Origin of the sequence: Planktothrix sp. FACHB-1365 (assembly GCF_014697575.1) — a bacterium.
Lineage (GTDB): Bacteria > Cyanobacteriota > Cyanobacteriia > Cyanobacteriales > Microcoleaceae > Planktothrix.
Genome location: NZ_JACJSC010000029.1, coordinates 59,401 through 77,512 on the forward strand (window position 1 = coordinate 59,401; position 18,112 = coordinate 77,512).

The following is an 18,112-nucleotide window of genomic DNA, read 5'->3' on the forward strand; positions in this document are numbered from 1 at the left end:
TAAAAGCAAGATTATATATGAGAACTGATCTCGCAATGTGTTTTTTTTAGAAGACACCCTGTTTTTTAAACAACATCCTAACCCCAATCAAAAATGGGTTGTAGACTGTGTGACAACCCATTTTATATCCTGTTTTTTGCTAAAATCTTGAACCCATCCCTATGATTAATTAGGGGGTAATTCTAAGGCAATATTTCCTAATAATCCCTTGCGAAAATCATTTAACATTTGACGAGCAGTACGTTCGGTATCCCCTTTATGTCGATGTTCTGCTAATTCTTGTAAATAAATATCTCCGCTTAGGGCATTAAATTCCAATTGATACCGGGCGGCTAATAAATGTTGTAAATTCAAATCTTGTAAGAATTCTATTAATGCCACAGCGACTTGTTGATTTTCATAAGCCGCTTCCCCAATATCTTCACAGATGGCTAATTTTAACGCATCCTCTTGTTTCTTAATTTGAGTCGGAATTACCCCCGGAGCATCCAATAATTCCAGAGTCTCAGAAATTCTCACCCATCTTAACTGACGAGTTACCCCCGCCCGTCGGGCACTGTCCACAACCCGGCGCTTCAATAACCGATTAATTAACGCCGATTTTCCCACATTAGGAAACCCAATCACCACAGCCCGCACCGGACGGGGTAACATTCCCCGTGAAGCCCGTCTTTCATTCATCTGCACCCCCGCTAATTGGGCAGCTTTTGCGACCGCTTCCACCCCATTCCCCAACTGAGCATTGGTAAAATATGCCGTTTCCCCCCGTTGTTGAAACCACTCTTCCCACTGTTTCTGAATATGAGAAGGAATCATATCCATGCGGTTAATCACTAAGACTTTGGTTTTACTCCCCACCCACTGGGGAACTTGGGGATGATGGGTCGCCAAAGGTATCCGAGCATCTCGTACCTCCAACACCACATCCACCCGTTTCAGTTGTTCGGTGAGGGTGCGTTCCGCTTTAGCAATATGACCGGGATACCATTGGATAGACATAGGGGTTTAGGGCAGGGGGAAGGGGAGACAAGGAGACGGGGAGATAAGGGGAAGGGGAGCGTTCTTGCTTGGTTACAGTTAAGAGTCAATACCTTGTTAGGGGACAACCAGAACCGGACAGGGAGACAAGTTAATCACGCGGTTAGTGACGCTATCGGCGGCACCTTCTTCAGTCAGACCAGTGCCCCGACTGCCGATGACGATTAAATTAGCATCGATTTCATCAGCAACATCACAAATCGTGAAGGCTGGTTTCCCTTGTCGTTCTAGGGTTTGAACCTGAATGCCCTCCTTAGAAAACAACGCTTGAGCTTGTTCGAGTAAGCCCGCCACTGCTTCCGGGGATGTCATTTGTTCATCATGGGGGGGAGCCTCTACAACTTCAGCATCCGGTTCTACAACCGCCAGAACATAGAGACTAGACCCATAAGTTTTGACAAGGTTGGTCACAATGACAGCCGCTTCGTGGGCTTCACGGCTTTGGTCAACAGCAAATAAAACAGTTTTAAACATAATCGCGCATCTCCGAGACGCGGACTTCGGTAGAATGTTTACGGTGAACGATTGAGTGGTAGACCTCATTGGGTTGACAGACAGTATCAAACTGTCCGAAACCTGACCAATGCCACCTAAATTTAATCTGATTAAGACAAGAACACATCCTAGGAGGATAATCCTGTGTCAAAAAAAACTGTAGCAGATTTATCAGCATCAGATTTATCTGGGAAACGAGTATTAGTCCGCGTTGATTTTAATGTTCCCCTTGATAATGGTTCAATTACCGATGATACACGGATTCGCGCTGCTCTGCCGACAATCCAAGATTTAACCTCCAAAGGTGCTAAAGTTATTTTAACCAGCCACTTTGGTCGTCCCAAAGGAATAGACGACTCCATGCGTTTAACCCCTGTGGCAGAACGGTTATCGGAATTGTTAGGCAAACCTGTTAAGAAATGTGACGATTGCATTGGGGATGAAGTCGCCCAAGTCGTTGCTACCATGGAAAATGGGGATGTCACTGTCTTAGAAAATGTCCGTTTCTATCCCGAAGAAGAAAAAAATGATCCTGAATTTGCTAAAAAATTAGCTTCTGTTGCCGATTTCTACGTTAATGATGCCTTTGGAACTGCCCACCGTGCCCATGCTTCGACTGAAGGCGTAACCCATTATTTGCCTTCTGTGGCGGGTTATTTAATTGAAAAAGAACTCCAGTTTTTACAAGGTGCAATTGAAGACCCTAAACGTCCTTTAGCTGCTATTGTTGGCGGTTCTAAAGTGTCTTCTAAAATTGGTGTCATTGAAGCCCTTTTAGATAAATGCGATAAATTACTGTTAGGCGGTGGGATGATTTTCACCTTCTATAAAGCTCGCGGTTTAAATGTGGGTAACTCTTTGGTGGAAGAAGATAAACTGGATTTAGCTCGTGCTTTAGAAGCCAAAGCCAAAGAAAAAGGCGTAGCGTTCCTATTACCGACCGATGTGATTGTTGCAGATAAATTTGCCCCTGATGCAGAAGCAAAAACCGTTAGCATTAATGATATTCCTGATGGTTGGATGGGGTTAGATATTGGCCCTGATTCAATTAAAGTCTTCCAAGAAGCTTTAGGCGACTGCAAAACCGTGATTTGGAACGGCCCTATGGGGGTTTTTGAGTTTGAGAAATTCGCGGCGGGAACTAAAGCGATCGCTTTAACTTTAGCAGATTTAACCAAAACAGGCACGATTACCATTATCGGTGGCGGTGATTCCGTTGCGGCTGTTGAACAGTTAAGTTTAGGCGAACAAATGAGCCATATTTCCACCGGAGGCGGTGCGAGTTTAGAACTGTTAGAAGGGAAAGTATTACCCGGAATTGCAGCGTTAAATGACAAGTAATTTTAGGATCATTTAATCCGAACTGTAGGGGATATGGCGGTGTCATTCCCCTACTATTTTTTGTGATTATAATTTTGCTAGTGCATTACAAGATTTTTTATTCTTCATTTAAGGTTAAATTTTTGATCGGCAGTAGGATAATACCGACTTAAGATGATTTCGATATAATTCGATATAAAATTTCAGAAGAATTAAGCTATAATTTTAGATAATATACTGGTTGATTTACCAGCATGGGATGGCTATTTATGTCTACTGCTCGTCAAATCATAGCACTTCTAAAAAGCCACATAGAAGGTGAAGAGCAGCAGTTTTATTCTGCCGCCCTTCAAATTGCAGCACATGAAGCAAGGCAGGGGCACGGGAAGCTTGCTCAAGAAATTCGTGATTTAATTGATGAAGCTAAAACCCGTGGCTCTGCAATAGAGCGGAAAACTGGTGCAGTACCTTTAGTTCAGCCAAAAGGTGAACTAGCTAATTTACTCTCAGCACGTTATCCAGAGACAAAGCTCCTTGACATGGTACTCTCATCTGATCTGGAATTCAAACTTAAGCGTATTCTTACAGAACAGAAACAACGAAGTCGTCTGCAAGATTATAACCTATCTCCACGTCGCAAAATTCTTTTGGTAGGCCCTCCTGGATCTGGTAAAACAATGACTGCTGCTGCTTTAGCTGGTGAGTTACAACTTCCGCTTTTGACCGCTATCTACAGTAGTCTTATTGGTAAGTTTATGGGAGAAACTGCCAACCGACTTAAATTAATTTTTGATGCGATGTCACTTACAAGAGGTGTTTATTTTTTTGATGAATTTGATGCTATTGGAACGCACCGCAACAGTGCCAATGATGTTGGCGAAATTCGTCGGGTATTAAATTCATTTTTGCTGTTTATAGAAAATGATCAAAGCGACAGTTTAATAGTGGCAGCAACCAATCACCAAAATTTATTAGATGAAGCTCTTTTCCGAAGATTTGATGATGTCATTGAATATACGCTTCCCACAGAAGAAATGATTTGTCGTGTTTTAAAGACACGGCTCCTATTGTTTGATATTCAATGGAATGACTGGTCAGAGATTTTGAATGCAGCACAAAACTTGAGTCTAGCTGAAATTGTTCGCGCTGCGGATGAATCGGCAAAACAAGCTGTATTATTAAATACTGAGAAAATTGATAAAGAAAATTTGGTTTCGACTATTTTAGAACGACGTAACATTAACCTTCGACCATTAACTAAAGCCTAGTTAAACTATGTCCAAGCAATCACGCGAGTTTCCTCACATCTATTTCCCTGAAAAGGGCAAAAGTGAAAATTATACACGACCAAGGCAAGGTGGTGGATCTAATCCTCCTCCTAACCGTAATAGGATAACTCATGCTAGTTACTTAGAGCAAGTGATCGGCAGAGCCATTCAGAACGCTAATCAACTACTAACCTCTCGTGATCCTGGACTGGCTACTGGAGTACCAGGCTTTTACCTAGAATTTTATATTAAAGCTGACGAAACGATTGCTTTAAAATCTTTAGAAAACCAGACAAAAAAGATTGAATTGGTAGCAGTCAAGAAAATACCAGGGGAAGAAGATATGGTTATGGCAACAGTCTTCATCCCAGCATCAGCCTCTAATTACTTCTTGAAAAAAGTAGAAGAATATCGAGATAAAAATACAAAGAACGACAAGCCCAAAAATGATGCGCTTGTATCCCGGTTAGAAACTGTTGAAATTGGGACAATCAAATCACTATTCACGGATGATCCGGCTCTATTTCCAGAAGATGGGCGAGAGGTTTGGTGGGAAGTTTGGCTCCGAAAAGGTAAACAAAAGGAATTTAAAGAGATTACTGGAAAGCTGGAAATTCCGACAAAACCTCATGCACTTTCTTTCCCAGAGCGTGAGATTGTTTTAGCCATGTCTGATATGGAAGCAATGGCACGAGTCATCCATAATTCTGATGCAGTAGCAGAATTACGCATTGCCAAAGATACGCCATCAATGTTTCTTGAAATGCCATCTTTAGAACAAGAGCAATGGGTTAATGACCTAGAAAAACGACTACTTGAACCAGGGAAACACGCAGTATCAATCTGTTTATTAGATAGTGGGGTCAATATAACTCACCAGCTACTTTCATTAGGGCTTGCTTCAGATGATCGGCACACCGTCGAACCGTCTTGGGGTGTTAATGATAGTCCTTATTGGCGTGGTCATGGTACAGCAATGGCTGGTTTATGTTTGTATTCTGATTCACTCATCGATCTGTTAGCAACATCCGAAGAAGTGAAACTTCTACACCGAATTGAATCAGTGAAAATTCTTCCCAATACTGGACAAAATCAACCTGAGCTTTACGGTGCAATCACAGAACAGGGTGTTTTTTTACCTGAAATTCAAGCTCCAGATCGCCGTCGAGTTTTTTGTATGGCGGTAACGAGTCCTATAGACTCTAAAAATAGAGGAACACCCTCATCTTGGTCAGCAGCAGTGGATCAGCTATGCTTCAATGATGGTGAATTCCGACGACTGATGATTATTTCCGCAGGTAATATTTTTCAAGATATCTTTTCAGATAATTACCTCAATATTAATGATATTGAAACCATAGAAAATCCTGGGCAGGCTTGGAATGCTCTAATTGTAGGTGCATATACTGAAAAAATTAATATTCTTGACCCTAACTATAGGGGTTGGCAACCCTTAGCACATGGAGGCGATCTTTCTCCTCGTAGCCGTACTTCGGTTGCATGGGATACTCAATGGCCGATTCGTCCTGATGTAGTTTTTGAAGGTGGAAATATGGCGTTTGATGGTCAAAACCCAGCAGAGACTATTAACGATCTTTGTCTACTAACAACTCACTACCGCCCGAATATAAGAATGTTTGATCACATGAGCGATACAAGTTGTGCAACTGCTCTCGCTAGTTATATGGCGACACGCATTATGTCAGAACATCCTAACTATCGTCCAGAAACAGTACGCGCACTAATTGTCCACTCGGCGGAATGGACTCCAGCAATGCAGAATCACTTTCAGGGTGCATCTTCTAAAACTGCTAGAGGTTCGCTTTTGAGGCGCTATGGTTATGGAGTTCCTGATTTAAGCCGTGCTCTTCAAAGTGCTAGTAATGATTTAACCCTAATCATTGAAGACGAACTCCAATCATTTTGTTTAGGAAAAAGCAACATTAAAACTAAGGAAATGAAGCTTCATAAGTTACCTTGGCCAAGTGAAGAACTAGAAAAGTTAGGAGAGGCAAATGTAGAATTAAAGATTACTTTATCTTACTTTATTGAACCCAATCCAGGGGAGCGTGGCTGGGCATATCGTCACCGTTATCCTTCCCACGGTTTGCGCTTCAAGGTCAAAGACTCTTTAGAAACTGATGATGAGTTTCAATGGCGAATTAATGAAGCTGTCCGAAATGAAGAGGAAAACAAGAAAAGCTCAAGTAGTCCTGAAGACAAGAATTGGTTTCTTGGGCCAAATACCAGAGATGGAGGTTCGATACATTCTGATATTTGGCATGGTACTGCTGTTGAATTAGCTCGGAAAGATGCGATCGCTATATATCCAGTGGGGGGATGGTGGAAAGAGAAAAAATATTTAGAGCGCTACAATGAGATGGCTCCCTATTCACTCATTATTTCAGTTCGAGTTCCAGGAGTTGAAGTTGACATTTACACTCCCGTTTCAAATTTAGTGAGTACGTCTATTGAGATCTATGCTTAAAAACTTATACGGAATCTATTCAACTAATTTATTGATGGAAAGTTAAGAAAAATCATTACTTTACAGCCCAGCAAATTCTTTATCTTGTCGGACATGGGGTGCATGATAAGCTACTACGATATCTTTCTAAGGTTGGTTGTTTTTTGAGGTAAGATGCTGAGTAATCAATTCAGCCGCTAAACGATTTCCAGAGATATTCCAGTGGGTATCATTGGGTTTATAGAGGCGGGTTTGTTGAGAAGCAGCCTTAAAATAAGGTAATAAATCCAAATAATCAATATTAGCTTGTTGTAATTGTTCTGTTAACATTCGGTTGGGGAGTTCAAAGTCTAATAAATTCTCATTCTTAGGATCAAACACTTGTTTGACTTGTTTTTGAAGTTGGGAATTGACTTGAACTTCATCAGGAATGATCACAACCGTTAAAGGGATCTTTTGAGAATCACAAATTTGTTTAATTTTAAGTAAATCTTGAACTGCATCCTCTACAAAGCTTTTAAAAATACCGTCAGCAGGGTTTCTCACAAACATATTACTTTTATTTACAGTATCTTGGAGATATTTTTCATCATTAAATGTGGGTATATTATCATTATATTTAACCGTTGTTGGGTTCAGAACTTTACCTTTATAATTACTTTGAATCTTAATCAAAGATTTAATTAAAGCAATCACATAGGATTTTTCCTCAGTTCTCAGGTTAGCGGTCATATAATTATCTAAAAAATCATTACCAATATAGAAAAATACAATCACTCGATCTGGGTTGAGTTTTAATCCTTCATTGACTAAAATTGATAAATAATCCCTTGGCCCCATTCCGGGTATTCCCATATTAATCACTTCTGTTTTTTGACCGGACTGGTTTAATTTTTCCTCTAAAAGCGTCAAATAATTATATTGATAGGGAACAACACCATAAGCAAAGGAATCTCCTATCCCTAAAATTCGATAAATTCCCGCAGGTTTTTCAACGGTAAATTCAACGTCTTTAAAACCTTGGGAATTTAACTTAAAGTCATAGTCGGGGGCGTTAGGTTTTCCGCGAAACCGATTATAGGAGGAATCATAAAACACAAAACTGGGATTAATTTTATTATAAATTCTTAAGGTTATTTCGGACATTACAAAGGTAATTAAGGCAATTAAGGCGGTTTGTCCGAGAATTTTACTAAAAGCTTTGAGTTTAAGTTTTTGCATTTTAAATTTTTTCCGAGGAAGGAGGTAAACGTTTAAAAAATTGTTGAGTTTTTTCTAATAACTGATTAAATAGGATATTCGCAGCAAGTTGATTTCCGGCTGTATTCCAGTGAGGTTCCTGTAACAGATATAAAGGACGCTGTTTTTGTTCCGCTTGAAATTGCGGTAAGAAATCAAGATAAGCAATTTGTTGTGTTTTAAGATAAGGAATCAGAAGATTTTGCATACAGATGGGATCATAATTTTTTAAATTTAATTCATATTTTTGGGTGAGTTGATTTAATAACTGAGGGTTGACTTGAAATTCATCGGGATAAATGGCAACGATAAATTGAATATTTTGCTGTTTTAACAGCTTGTTCATTTCATCAATGCTTTGGAAAATATAGTTAATATTATCATTCCAGGTTCCATTTTGCAAATCTTTGCGTTTACAAAAGTCTAAGCGAGTTTTTTCCGTATCCAGAAAGGTTTCTAAGGATAAAATACCCGGAGATTTTTCTGGGGGAGATGAATTAGAAACGAATTGAAATTGATAGGGAGAGAAAGATGGAATAACAGATTGTTGTTTGGCTTTGGATGCTTCTTGAAAAACTTTATATTTTTGTTGAAGAAACAGGAGGAAACGAGATTGATTAATAATGGGATAACCCAAGATTTTTAATTCTTTGCGTTTATCAATATCAATATAAATATCATTAACAATAATCCGTTTACGGTTAGGGTCAGCATCAATAAAATCATTTCCGACAAAAAACCCTAAAACGACTAAATCAGGATGATATTGTAAAGCATATTTTTTTAATAACGCTAACTGTTCTCCCGTATGGGTTCCGGGGTATCCTGCATTAATCACTTCAACATTAGGTTTTTGATAATAGCGTTCAAATTTTTTTTCTAATAACGCCGTATAATTTCCGTCTTGTCCTCCCGCCCAGTTAAAAGAATCACTCAGAATTAAAATTCGATAGTTTCCGGGTTGTTTTTGTAGGGGATAATCTCGATCATTAAAGCCAAATTGATTATTACCATTCGCATAGGGACGAATTTTAAACCCTAAATCTGGATCATATTGATATAGTCCTTGAGATAAATAAGGTTCAAGGACAATCATTAACACTTCTACTAAAAATAAGGGTAAGATTGTCCAACAAAATAACAATAGTAAGCTTTGGCGGAGGGATTTTAAACGCAATTGGGAGAACTTTTTAAACATGAATCAAAAGGAAATGGAAATGAGCGATCGCAAACATCCTAAACCCAGTTTATAACGTTTAACCTTCTTCGGGTTCAAGAGCAGAAGCGGGGTAATTTTCAGGGTCAGGTAAAGGGACAATTAACACTTTATCGACTCGGTTTCCATCCATATCCATAACTTCAATCCGAAGATTTTGCCATTCAAAATGATCCGCCGCCGTTGGAATACGCCCTAAATGGGTAATGACAAAACCGGCTACGGTGTGATAATTTCCTTCTGATTCTTCTAATAAATGTTCTAAATTGAATAACTCCAAAAATTCCTCAACGGGTAACATTCCATCCAACAACCAAGACCCATCTTCTCGTTGAACTTTCTGGGGTTCTTCGGGATTTTCCCAAGACGGAATATCCCCGACTAACTCCATTAAAATATCATTTAACGTAACTAAGCCTTGAATCACCCCATATTCATCGACCACCAACGCAAAATGGGTTTCTCCCTGTTTAAATAATTCTAAAATTTTTAAAACCGATGTAGTTTCCGGTACAAATAACGGACGACGTAAATTAGCCGTTAAATCTAAGGGTTGACCCGATAAAGATTGGGTTAATAAATCCGTGACTTTAATAAACCCGACAACATGATCTAAATCTTCTTGACAAACCAAAATCCGAGTATAAGAACTTTCGGAAATACTTTGACGATTTTCTTCAACTGGATCATCAATATCAATCCAAAAAATCTCCGGGCGAGGCGTCATTAAAGTTCGCACTTGGCGATCGCCTAATTCAAACACCCGTCCGACAATATTTTGTTCAGCTTCCTCAACAATTCCTGATTTTGTTCCTTGTTCAATTAGAATTTTAATTTCTTCTTCGGTGACTTCTGGATCTGTCGAGGTATGACTGCCTAAAAACCGAACAATTAATTCTGTAGACGCACTCAACAAATGAACAATAGGGGAACTGACGCGAGATAACCAACGCATAGGAATAGAAACGGTTGTTGCTATTAATTCAGGAGAATTCAGAGCCAACCGTTTAGGAACTAATTCCCCTACAATTAATGATAAATAGGTAATCGTAATAACGACAACGGTAAAACTAATGGCATTGCTGTAGGGTGCTAAAATTGGAATTTGCTTGAGTTGGGTATCTAATCGAGCCGAAATTGCCGCCCCTCCAAAGGCACCTGCTAAAATTCCAATTAAGGTAATTCCTACTTGCACCGTTGAGAGGAAACGATTCGGAGAGTTTGCTAATTCTAAAGCGACTTTTGCTTTTTTATTGCCTTGATTGGCTAACTGTTGTAACCGCACTTTACGGGAAGAAACAATCGCCATTTCGGACATCGCAAAAATACCATTGGCGAAAATCAGCAGAACAACAATCAAAATTTCTTGGAACACAGATGACATTTTAGGGTGAGGATAGGACAATAAAAGATTAGAATAACCGATCACATCTCAATGTGACGATCCTAAACCCCAAAGGTCAGATTGTGTCATCTGTGTTTAGGGGGGAAAATAATCTAACTTCTTTCGAGATCGAATCTTCTCGAATTCCTTAAAATAAGAGAACGACTGTTGTAGAGACGCGCCACGGCGCGTCTGTACACCGGGCTATGATCTGTTCCCTGTTCCCTGTTCCCTCCTCTATATGACATTTTCCTCTATCGTGCGTGCATTAGGACGATCGCCTCTAACGGCTGAACTCCTCAACAAACTGAATAAATTTCAATCCCTCTATCTCAACGGTATTCCTCGGCTTCCCAAGGGGTTAGTCGCGTCTACTTTAGCCCAGGAGTCGGGATTAAATTTATTGGTTGTTACCGCCACCTTAGAGGAAGCTGGACGCTGGGCGGCGCAACTAGAGGCTATGGGATGGACAACGGTTCACTTTTACCCCACGTCCGAGGCGTCCCCCTACGAGTCGGTGTCTTCTGAAGAAATGACCTGGGGACAAATGCAAGTGTTAGCCGACTTAGCGGGACGACTCCAAAACCCCGGTTCTCCCGTTGCGGTGGTCGCCACAGAACGCAGTTTACAACCCCATTTACCCCCCGTTGAGGTCTTTCAACCTTATTGTTTAACGCTGTATCGAGGGATGACGTTTGAAGGAAAAACCCTGGATCAACAGTTGGCTAAATTAGGCTATGAACGGGTAGCCACCGTCGAAACCGAAGGACAATGGAGTCGGCGCGGGGATATTGTTGATATTTTTCCCGTCGCGTCTGAATTACCCGTGCGTTTAGAATGGTTTGGAGATGAATTAGAACAAATTCGAGAACTCGATCCGACTACCCAAAGATCGTTAGATAAAATCGAAAGTTTGATTCTTACCCCGACGAATTTTGATGTCATGATTCAGGGGAATTTACCGGAAGCAGAAACCTTAATTACAGAAGTTGTTCCCCCAACTCCGACACCGGAATTTCAACTGGATAATGCTAATTATAAACCGCCAAAATCCTATCATCCATTACTGGGGTTAGCCTTTGAAAAACCGGCTTCTTTATTAGATTATTTAACGGATACCACTTTAATTGTTATTGATGAACTCGATCAATGTTGTGCCCATAGCGATCGCTGGTTAGAACATATTGAAGAACAATGGCAAACCTTACCTCAAAAACTGCCAAAAATTCACCGTTCGTTTACAGATTCTCTCCAAGAAATTGAAGGGTTTGACAAATTATATTTATCCGAATTAGCAGATTATCAACCCACTCTAATTAATATTACCGATGTTCCCAGTTTAAATTTATCTTCCCGTCCCGTACCTGCCACCCCCCATCAATTTGCTAAACTTGCTGAACTCATTCGTCACGAACGACAACGACATTTTGCTATTTTTCTTGTTTCTGCTCAACCAAGTCGATCCGTTGCACTGTTATCTGAACATGATTGTCCGTCTAAATTTATTCCTAACCCCCGTGATTATCCGGCTATTGATAACTTAATTAAAAATACTCCTGTTGCTTTAAAATATACGGGATTAGCAGAATTAGAAGGCTTTATTTTACCGACATTTCGATTAGTTTTAATCACTGACCGAGAATTTTATGGGCAACATTCCCTCGCCACTCCCAGTTATATTAGAAAACGACGTCGGGCAACCTCTAAACAAGTTGACTTAAATAAACTAAGACCCGGTGATTTTGTGGTTCACCGTCAACATGGCGTCGGAAAATTTATTAAATTAGAAAGCTTAGTGATTAATAATGAAACCCGTGAATATTTAGTGTTACAATATGAAGATGGAACCTTACGGGTTGCCGCCGATCAAGTCGGAAGTTTATCACGGTTTAGAAGTGCAGGGGGGAAAGTTCCTCAACTGAATAAACTCACCGGACAAGCGTGGGAAAAAACCAAGGAAAAAGTCAAAAAATCCTTAAAGAAATTAGCCGTCGATTTATTAAAATTATACGCCCAACGTGCCCAACAAACGGGTTATGCGTTCCCCCTGGATATGCCTTGGCAACAGGAACTCGAAGACTCCTTTTCCTATCAACCGACTCCCGATCAAATTAAATCCACCCAAGACGTTAAACGGGATATGGAAAGCGATCGCCCGATGGATCGTTTAGTCTGTGGAGATGTGGGATTTGGCAAAACCGAAGTGGCAATTCGAGCTATTTTTAAAGCGGCTACGGCTGGAAAACAGGTGGCATTATTAGCCCCGACAACAATTTTAACTCAACAACATTATCATACCTTAAAAGAACGATTTGCCCCCTATCCCATTGAAGTTGCCTTACTCAATCGTTTTCGCACCACATCGGAAAAACAAGAGATTTTAAAACGATTAGCAACGGGGGAAATTGATGTAATTGTCGGAACTCAAGCGTTACTCGGAAAAAGCGTTCATTTTAAAGATTTAGGGTTATTAGTGGTTGATGAAGAACAACGATTTGGAGTGAATCAGAAGGAAAAAATTAAAACCTTAAAAACCCATGTAGATGTGTTAACCTTAACTGCAACTCCCATTCCTCGAACGTTATATATGGCATTATCGGGAATTCGAGAAATGAGTTTAATTACCACTCCACCGCCCTCCCGTCGTCCCATTCAAACCCATTTAGCACCGTTAAATTTAGAAACCGTAAGAACAGCTATTCGTCAAGAATTAGATCGAGGGGGACAGGTGTTTTATGTTGTGCCTAGAATTGAAGGAATTGAAGAAAAATCTGCCCAAATTCGTGAGATGATTCCTGGGGTGAGATTAGCGATCGCGCACGGACAAATTGATGCTTCTGAATTAGAATCGATTATGTTAACTTTTAGTTCTGGGGAAGCAGATGTTTTAGTATGTACCACGATTATTGAATCCGGCTTAGATATTCCTAGAGTGAATACCATTTTAGTTGAAGACGCTCACCGTTTTGGGTTGGCTCAATTGTATCAATTAAGAGGTCGGGTTGGACGTTCAGGAGTACAAGCTCACGCTTGGTTATTCTATCCCACCACCGCCGATGGACGGGTTAATTTAACTGATGATGCTCGTAAAAGATTAAGAGCGATTCAAGAATTTGCTCAGTTAGGATCGGGTTATCAATTAGCGATGCGAGACTTAGAAATTCGGGGTGCAGGTGATATTTTAGGCGCGGAACAATCCGGTCAAATGGATGTCGTCGGGTTTGATCTTTATAGTGAAATGTTACAGGAAGCGATTCAAGAAGTCAAAGGTCAAGAAATCCCGCAGGTTGATGATACTCAAATTGACTTAAGTTTAACCGCTTTTATTCCTTCTGATTATATCCCCGATTTAGATCAAAAAGTTAGTGCTTATCGGTCAGTGGCGGCTTGTCAAAGTCGAGATGAATTATCTCGAATTGAAGAAGATTGGTGCGATCGTTATGGCCCCATTCCGACTCCAGCCCGTCAATTAATTAGAATTATGGAACTTAAACAAATTGCCAAGAAATTAGGCTTTTCTCGCATTAAACCCGACGGTCAACAACATATCTTATTAGAAACTCCGATGGAGGAACCCGCCTGGAATTTATTAAAAGCCAATTTATCAGAACATTTACATCCTCGATTTGTGTATAGTAAAGGTAAAGTTACTGTTCGGGGATTAGCCGCCGTCAGCGCCGATAAGCAGTTAGAATCTTTGGTGAGTTGGTTAGCTCAAATGCAAACGGCTTTACCGGAGAATTCTGTTGTTTAAACTATTCCAATTTTCAGAAGGATTAAAAAACTATGAACATGAAAGAATTGTTAATTCAGGAAGTAGAAAAAAGTCCCGATTTTATTTTACAAGAAGTTTGGGATTTTCTACAATTTCTTAATGCTAAATATCAGCAAGACAAGTTAGAAACGAGTCTGGTGAGTGAATCTTCTTTACAAAAAGATTGGTTACAGCCAGAGGAGGATGAAGCATGGCAGAAATATTTGTAATGATTCAGCAATAATTTTTGATATGGATTTAAAAAATACAATGATTGATCAAAACTCAACCCAAACATTTAACCCCTGGAATTATAAACCTTGGTGGTGTCAACCTTGGTCTATTCTATTAACTGGAATCACCTTAATTTTAGGAAGTTGGTTTCTATTCCATATTATTTGGATTACGATTTTAGTCGCTATTCCCCTATTAGTTTGGATGGGATTTTTTCTATTGATATGGCCGAAGTTAATGGCGGAGGTTTATGCTCAGGAGTCTTTAAGCAATAAAGATTAAGTGATTAAAACCATGAATCAAGAAGATCAAGAACAATATTTTGTGGTCTGTGTTAATAACCAAGATTATCCTGCTTCCTTAGAAGTGAAAAAGATTTATCAATTTATTCCTGATGAACAAGCAACTCATCATCAAATGATTCGTGTTATTGATGAATCGAATGAAGATTATCTTTATCCAGCAGATTACTTTGTTGTAATTCAGTTACCTCAATCTGTTAAACAACTATTTTTTATCAGTTAATTAAGGGTTCAGAATCATGAAACTGCCTTATACAATTGTTATTTTATGGTCTGATGAAGATCATTGTTATTTAGTCCATCTTCCTGAATTTTCAACTCAACAATTTCATACACACGGAGAAACCTATGAAGAAGCATTAAAAAATGCTCAAGAAGTGTTAGAACTTTTAATAGAAGATTACGAAGCAGACGGAAAAACTTTACCTATTCCTAAGATGATAGAGCAAACTTTTCAGTTAGCTTAAAGGTTAAAAACTTTGAATATCATCATGAGTGTAAAAAAGTGAAGAGTTTTAAAGGTTATTGGCTAATAAGTGACACCTGCAACCTGAGTCAATTTAATAAAACTTCTGCTAAATATTCATATTGAGATAAATGATTATAAATTTGGGCAGAAATTCTGATTAAAGGTTGATTGTCATCATCCCAAGGCATAATTGGGACTTCGATTTTATGTTCTTGCCAAAGTTTTTGATTCAAATCGGAGAAACTTTGCCATCTTTTTCCTAATGGTAAAACCGCCATTGAACCGATTAGATGATTAGGACAAGGTAAAGGAATTTCTAATTTTTCTGATAGTAATTTTCGAGCATTTACCGCTAAATTATGATTGGTTTTGATTAATTCTGACCATCCTCCGGGTAACAGAGAACCCATAAAATCAATCGCTTTAGGAATCGATAAATAAGCACTGGGATCAGGGGTTCCTGTCCAGTCAAATTCTAATAAAAATCGAGAGCGATCGCTACGGGTAGAATTAGCTCCATGACTAATAGTAAGGGGACGAATCAACCCTTGTTTATCTTGTTGTACTGCTAAAAACGCGGCTCCTTTGGGTGCAGATAACCATTTATGGCAATTTCCTGTATAGTAAGTTGCTCCAATTTCTTGTAAATTTAAAGCTAACATTCCGGGTGCATGGGCTCCATCGATTAGGGTGTCTATTCCTAAATGATTTAATTTTTGAATAATTTCTTGAATCGGAAAAATTAACCCCGTTTGACTGGTAATATGATCAATTAATACTAATTTTGTGCGAGGAGAAACCTTTGCCATTACTGCTTCAATAATTTGTTGAGATGAAGTGATAAAAAAAGGAATATCTGCTATAATAATTTTAGCTCCTGTGCGAGTTGCAACAAAATCTAAGACATTGCGACAGGCATTATATTCATGATTGGTGGTGAGGAGTTCATCTTGTTCTGAAAAAGAAAGCGATCGCAAAACCGTATTGATCCCTGTTGTTGCATTCGGAACAAAGACCAAATCTTCAGAATTTGCCCCTACAAAATCAGCTAACTGTTGTCTAGCCTGATCCAGTAACGTTTCATATTCTCGGACAAAAAAATGAAAAGGTTGCTGTTCAAGTTGTTGTCGAAATTGATATTGAGCGTCTAAAATTGGAATCGGACAAGCACCAAAAGCACCATGATTCAGAAAAGTTACCTCTGGATCAAACATCCAATAGCGATGAAAAGCAGAATATTCAGGTTTAGTCTGTGAAGGATTATCTTTCATGTCCGATAATATTAAGAGCTACAATAATCTTAAATCAATCTTGAGCTAATTTATTTTGAACCACTGTTTCAGAATCCTTGTAAATTAGGAAGAAAGTATGCTTTCCTTAAGTCAATGGTAATGGCCAGCTTTTTCCGGTTCTGGCGACATCTCAAATGGGTAAAGTGGGAACCTTGTTCAGTTCACACCCATTTAGTAAAACTGATTGCTGACAGTGCTGATTGCGTCGCTGATCTATTAATTGCCTTGTTTCCTATCCTAATCAAAGGACTCAAAAGGATTCATCGGCGAATGATGCGTTTTTGCTGTTTTTTTCTGTATTTGAATCGCAGAACCTTCAAACAGCTAATTCAAGCCAGCCTAGAACAACGATTACCAGGTTTTGCGGCGGAAATGGCTTATCATGCTACCCTCGCTTTATTTCCAGCCGTATTAGCTTTATTAATTGCCATTAGTTCATTTCAATTAGTACAAACTGAACTCTATCAAATGGCAATCTTACTGAGTCAGATTGTCCCGGAAGAGGTACAGGATTTAATTGGAAATGGCATTAAGCAATTATCCCTCACGCCGAGTTCTAGTTTACTCTCGTTTAGTTTTCTGGTTTCTTTGTGGATTTTTTCAGGTGTTATTGGTGCAGCGATGGACGCATTAAATCATATTCATCGCGTTAAAAAGGATCATCTTCGACCTTTTTGGAAAAATAAATTAATTGCCTTAGCTTTAGCATTAGGTACTCTATTATTATTAATTTCAGCATCAGCATTAGTCTTAATTAGTGACTTTATTGTTGAAGGAATGGCTCGGCAAAGTTGTATGCTTGAGACGGTTGGTAATTGTGCTTTAGAGGATTTGGCAATTTGTATGACCAAACCTCCCGTACAAAGTTGTTTATTAGAATCAACTTTATTAGAAACCTGGAAACAATTTCGCTGGCCGATAACGTTAGGAATTGTTTCCACAAACTATGCGTTTATTTATCGTTATGCACCCAGTTACCGAGAACCCGGAACTCCGTTGATGCCGGGAGCGATTTTAGCGGCTGTATTTTGGGCATTTGTGTCTAATTTATTTCGCTGGTATGTTTACCATTTTGGTAATTTTAATATTACCTATGGCACAATTGGCGGTTTCGTTGTCTTATTACTTTGGCTGCAAATCAGTTCATTGATTATGTTGATTGGTGCTCAACTTAATGTTATTGTGGGAGATGCCATGAACACTAACTCTTAAGCAATGAATCAAGCTCTAACATTACAAACCATTGCTGAACAAGTTCAAGAATTACTGCAAGCTGAAACGGTTGTTGTTATGCTGGCAGAATCTTCTGGTGAGCAAGTTTATCATGCAGCAGCCGTAGGAAAATATGCAGCAGATATTGTGGGAAAACGCGGAGATGCAGCGACATCCGGTTTACCGGGAATAGTGTTTAAAGGTTCATGTCCTGTTTTAGTCGAAAATACCAAGGGAGATCTTCGAGTTCGCCAAGATACTGCACAAGCCTGGGGAATTAAGAGTGCTTTAGCAACCCACATTCCGCAGATAGGAGTCAAATTTCCCACTAATTCTAAAAAATTGAAATGGGTTTAAAATTTTTGATGAACTTCCGAGGCTTTACTATCAAATTGTATAGCTAGTTAACCGTTATTTAACTA

General features: G+C 39.2%; 16 protein-coding genes. 10 read left to right on the top strand and 6 right to left on the bottom strand.

Annotated elements, in window-relative coordinates:
* Positions 1-165 precede the first annotated feature (165 nt).
* Positions 166-999 carry a ribosome biogenesis GTPase YlqF gene (ylqF, locus tag H6G57_RS23415; RefSeq protein WP_190523022.1) on the bottom strand — a complete coding sequence of 278 codons (834 nt, stop codon included), beginning with the start codon at positions 997-999 and terminating at the stop codon, positions 166-168.
* Positions 1,000-1,095: 96 nt separating this feature from the next.
* The gene (locus tag H6G57_RS23420; RefSeq protein ID WP_190523023.1) at positions 1,096-1,512 is read right to left on the bottom strand and encodes a universal stress protein; all 417 of its coding nucleotides are present in this window, start codon (positions 1,510-1,512) and stop codon (positions 1,096-1,098) included.
* Between the two features lie 165 nt (positions 1,513-1,677).
* On the opposite strand from H6G57_RS23420, the gene H6G57_RS23425 reads away from it, so the two are divergent.
* From H6G57_RS23425 to H6G57_RS23435, 3 genes are all read left to right on the top strand, one after another.
* Complete coding sequence (locus H6G57_RS23425) at positions 1,678-2,874, top strand: phosphoglycerate kinase (RefSeq protein WP_190523025.1); 1,197 nt, start codon at positions 1,678-1,680, stop codon at positions 2,872-2,874.
* Between the two features lie 248 nt (positions 2,875-3,122).
* Positions 3,123-4,121, top strand: coding sequence for an AAA family ATPase (locus tag H6G57_RS23430; RefSeq protein ID WP_190523027.1), 999 nt, complete (start codon positions 3,123-3,125; stop codon positions 4,119-4,121).
* Between the two features lie 7 nt (positions 4,122-4,128).
* On the top strand, positions 4,129-6,609 hold the full coding sequence (locus H6G57_RS23435) for a S8 family peptidase (protein ID WP_190523029.1): 2,481 nt from the start codon (positions 4,129-4,131) through the stop codon (positions 6,607-6,609).
* Positions 6,610-6,735: 126 nt separating this feature from the next.
* On the opposite strand, the gene H6G57_RS23440 is transcribed toward H6G57_RS23435, so the two are convergent.
* The 3 genes from H6G57_RS23440 to H6G57_RS23450 are packed head-to-tail and all read right to left on the bottom strand — an operon-like array spanning position 6,736 to position 10,427.
* Entirely contained in the window at positions 6,736-7,809 is a 1,074-nt protein-coding gene (locus H6G57_RS23440) for an SGNH/GDSL hydrolase family protein (RefSeq protein WP_190523031.1), read from the bottom strand.
* A 1-nt stretch (position 7,810) separates the two neighbouring features.
* On the bottom strand, positions 7,811-9,025 hold the full coding sequence (locus tag H6G57_RS23445; protein ID WP_190523033.1) for a hypothetical protein: 1,215 nt from the start codon (positions 9,023-9,025) through the stop codon (positions 7,811-7,813).
* A gap of 58 nt (positions 9,026-9,083) precedes the next feature.
* Entirely contained in the window at positions 9,084-10,427 is a 1,344-nt protein-coding gene (locus H6G57_RS23450; protein ID WP_190523034.1) for a hemolysin family protein, read from the bottom strand.
* Between the two features lie 241 nt (positions 10,428-10,668).
* Here H6G57_RS23450 and mfd point away from each other — a divergent pair, with 241 nt between their 5' ends.
* The 5 genes from mfd to H6G57_RS23475 are packed head-to-tail and all read left to right on the top strand — an operon-like array spanning position 10,669 to position 15,184.
* Positions 10,669-14,181, top strand: a complete 3,513-nt coding sequence (gene mfd, locus H6G57_RS23455) for a transcription-repair coupling factor (protein ID WP_190523036.1) — start codon at positions 10,669-10,671, stop codon at positions 14,179-14,181.
* 32 nt (positions 14,182-14,213) lie between these two features.
* On the top strand, positions 14,214-14,411 hold the full coding sequence (locus tag H6G57_RS23460; protein WP_190523038.1) for a DUF2281 domain-containing protein: 198 nt from the start codon (positions 14,214-14,216) through the stop codon (positions 14,409-14,411).
* 40 nt (positions 14,412-14,451) lie between these two features.
* The gene (locus H6G57_RS23465; protein WP_190523040.1) at positions 14,452-14,697 is read left to right on the top strand and encodes a DUF6737 family protein; all 246 of its coding nucleotides are present in this window, start codon (positions 14,452-14,454) and stop codon (positions 14,695-14,697) included.
* A gap of 12 nt (positions 14,698-14,709) precedes the next feature.
* Positions 14,710-14,940 (top strand): hypothetical protein, encoded by a 231-nt coding sequence (locus H6G57_RS23470; protein WP_190523042.1) that lies wholly within the window; start codon positions 14,710-14,712, stop codon positions 14,938-14,940.
* Positions 14,941-14,956: 16 nt separating this feature from the next.
* Entirely contained in the window at positions 14,957-15,184 is a 228-nt protein-coding gene (locus H6G57_RS23475; RefSeq protein ID WP_190523044.1) for a type II toxin-antitoxin system HicB family antitoxin, read from the top strand.
* Positions 15,185-15,272: 88 nt separating this feature from the next.
* Here the strand turns inward: H6G57_RS23475 and H6G57_RS23480 are convergent, their stop codons facing one another.
* Entirely contained in the window at positions 15,273-16,457 is a 1,185-nt protein-coding gene (locus tag H6G57_RS23480; RefSeq protein WP_190523046.1) for an aminotransferase class V-fold PLP-dependent enzyme, read from the bottom strand.
* A gap of 114 nt (positions 16,458-16,571) precedes the next feature.
* Here H6G57_RS23480 and H6G57_RS23485 point away from each other — a divergent pair, with 114 nt between their 5' ends.
* Both H6G57_RS23485 and H6G57_RS23490 read left to right on the top strand, forming a co-directional pair.
* Positions 16,572-17,690, top strand: coding sequence for a YihY/virulence factor BrkB family protein (locus H6G57_RS23485; RefSeq protein ID WP_242049071.1), 1,119 nt, complete (start codon positions 16,572-16,574; stop codon positions 17,688-17,690).
* Positions 17,691-17,693: 3 nt separating this feature from the next.
* On the top strand, positions 17,694-18,047 hold the full coding sequence (locus H6G57_RS23490) for a GAF domain-containing protein (RefSeq protein ID WP_190523048.1): 354 nt from the start codon (positions 17,694-17,696) through the stop codon (positions 18,045-18,047).
* Positions 18,048-18,112: the final 65 nt, after the last annotated feature.